This is a genomic window from Nocardia miyunensis NBRC 108239 (genome assembly GCF_001613065.1).
GTDB lineage: Bacteria > Actinomycetota > Actinomycetes > Mycobacteriales > Mycobacteriaceae > Nocardia > Nocardia miyunensis.
On the sequence record NZ_BDBQ01000051.1, the window covers coordinates 1 to 2287 of the forward strand.

Annotated in this window: 2 protein-coding genes; one reads left to right on the forward strand and one right to left on the reverse strand. The window is 65.1% G+C overall.

Annotation, left to right across the window (positions count from 1 at the left end):
* The coding region (locus NM2_RS22225; protein ID WP_067672108.1) for an Rpn family recombination-promoting nuclease/putative transposase at positions 1-829 on the reverse strand (829 nt) is incomplete at its 3' end.
* Between the two features lie 257 nt (positions 830-1086).
* Here NM2_RS22225 and cobM point away from each other — a divergent pair.
* On the forward strand, positions 1087-1890 hold the full coding sequence (gene cobM / locus NM2_RS22230) for a precorrin-4 C(11)-methyltransferase (RefSeq protein WP_067672111.1): 804 nt from the start codon (positions 1087-1089) through the stop codon (positions 1888-1890).
* Positions 1891-2287: the final 397 nt, after the last annotated feature.

A 2287-nucleotide genomic window follows, 5' to 3' on the forward strand; every position in this document is an offset into this window, starting at 1 on the left:
CCGCCCGTCCTTCCGCCCGTCCTGCTGCGCGTCCTTCGGCGCGGAGCATGTCGCCGGTTGTCATGGTGGCCTCCTGGGCTGCGGGTCCGAGTAGGTCGATGATGGGTTTTATCTGGGTGAACGGGGTGTCGGCAACTTTAATTATGTAGGTCAGGACGGCGTGGAGGTCGTGGTTGCCGTGGGGGCCCTGGAACATTGTGGCCAGGGTGGGCAGCAAGGTCCAGAGTGTGTCGGTGAGGTGGGGGTTGCCGGGGGCGGCTTTCTGGAGGACGAGCATTGTGCGGATCACGGGGGTGAGTGGGCGGTGGAGCAGGGTCGGCAGGTCGACGGCGGTGAGGTCGTCGACCTGGTAGCGGAAATGGGGGAGGGAATCGCCCAGGGCGTCCGGGTCGGGGCCGGTATCCAGCAGGGCCGCGATGTCCAGGGGAGCATCCCAGCGCTCGTTGGTGCGGGACGCGTAGACGACCAGCGGGATCACCACGGGTAGGCGCTTGGACTTGGGATGGGTTCGGAGGTGGTGATTCCAGATGTTGATCGTGTACTCGAGCATTCGCAGGGCCATCAAGTCGTCCACTCCGCTCTGGTGTTCGACCAGGACGTAGATGTAGCCGTCGTGGCCGTCGATGCGGGCGTGGAAGAGGATGTCGCTGCGGCGGTCGCGCAGTTCGACGGAGACGAAACTGTCCTTGCAGACTCGCAGTGTGTTCCAATCCACCACTGCGACAACCTCTTTCGGCAGCACCGCGCGCAGCTCGGACGCGGCTTCGGCGGCGCGGGTGAAGACGTGCCGGAAGAAGGCGTCGTGTGGATTCGACGGAATGGTCCCCATGGGGCGCAAAGGTAGTCGGTGATTCGGCGGATGACGAACTTTGGTAAATATCGAAAAGAGTTGTGTAAGAAGGTATTTGGGGATTTTGAAGTATGACGAAAGCAGTCGCGGTCAGGGTGGTCCGTTTCAGAGTGATCTCGCCGGGAACGGGTGCGTCAGCAGGGGCGGTGGCTCAGGTGTGACGTTGCACATCCAGCAGGGCTGTGCGGGTCCGTGGCTGTTCGACCCGATGTCGCGGTCCGCCTACACTCGCCCGCATGACCGTGCACTTCATCGGGGCGGGACCCGGGGCCGCTGATCTGCTGACGCTGCGTGCGGTGCGGTTGATCCGGGAGTCGCCGGTCTGTCTGTACGCGGGGACGTATCTGGATCCGGAGGTGCTGGCGCAGTGCTCGCCGGAGGCCGAACTGGTGGATACGCAGGGGCTGGACCTGGATCAGATCATCGAGCACTGTGCTCGGGCCGATGCCGCGGGGCGGGATGTGGCGCGGCTGTGCTCGGGGGATCCGTCGTTGTATTCCGCGCTCACCGAGCAGACCCGGCGCTTGGATGCGCTCGGAATCGCCTGGGACGTGACGCCGGGAGTGCCCGCGTACGCCGCGGCGGCCGCGGTGCTGGGGGCCGAGTTGACCGTTCCGGAACTGGTGCAGTCGGTGGTGCTCACCCGGACGCAGGCGCGCTCGACCGCCATGCCCGAATCCGAGGCGCTGGCCGGTTTCGCGCGCACCCGCGCCACACTGGTGCTGCATCTGGCGATCACCCGGATCGGCCCGATCGCAGCGGAGTTGGTCGCCGAATACGGTGCGGACTGTCCGGTGGCGGTGATCTATCGCGCGAGTCAGCCCGAACAGCTGGTTCTGCGCGGCACTTTGGCCGATATCGCCGACCGGGTCGCCGCGGCGGGGCTGCGGCAGGCCGCGGTGATCCTGGTCGGCGGTGCGGTGGGTGTCCCCGCGGAGTGCGCGCGATCGCATCTGTACGACCCCGCCCGGGAGCGGAGTCGATCGTCGCAGGTCGCCTCGCACTCGAATGAGCCGATGGACAGTGCGGTGCGGTGGTGAATCATCGGCTGCGTCACAGACGGCCGAGTCCGGCGGCAGTGCTGCGGAATCGTGAGCGCTACCATCTTCCAACGGGAGTCGGCGTGGGGACGAACACCATGAGCTGATCTGATGTGTTGTTGCTATGAACCTTTTTGGTCCTACACGGGATACGGACGGTAGATTGGTTCGGTGTTCATCAGTGAGGTTCGACGGAGGGCCGTGCCGTGGCCGGCGAGCGTGGTCGGGTCCATGTAACAAGATCGGCCCGAGCGACGGATAACTCCTTTGAACACGTATGTCTGATTGAGATTCGAAGTGAGCCCCGACCGCTGGACGCCATGCTGGGACAGATGTGCGTTCGCGTCGGTGTGCCATTGGGGAGCACTGCAGGGTGTTCCGGAAGTGAGGTTGCGGG

Coding starts and splice junctions, on each gene's coding strand:
- cobM (WP_067672111.1), top strand. CDS start 1,087: ATGACCGTGCACTTCATCGGGGCGGGACCCGGGGCCGCTGATCTGCTG.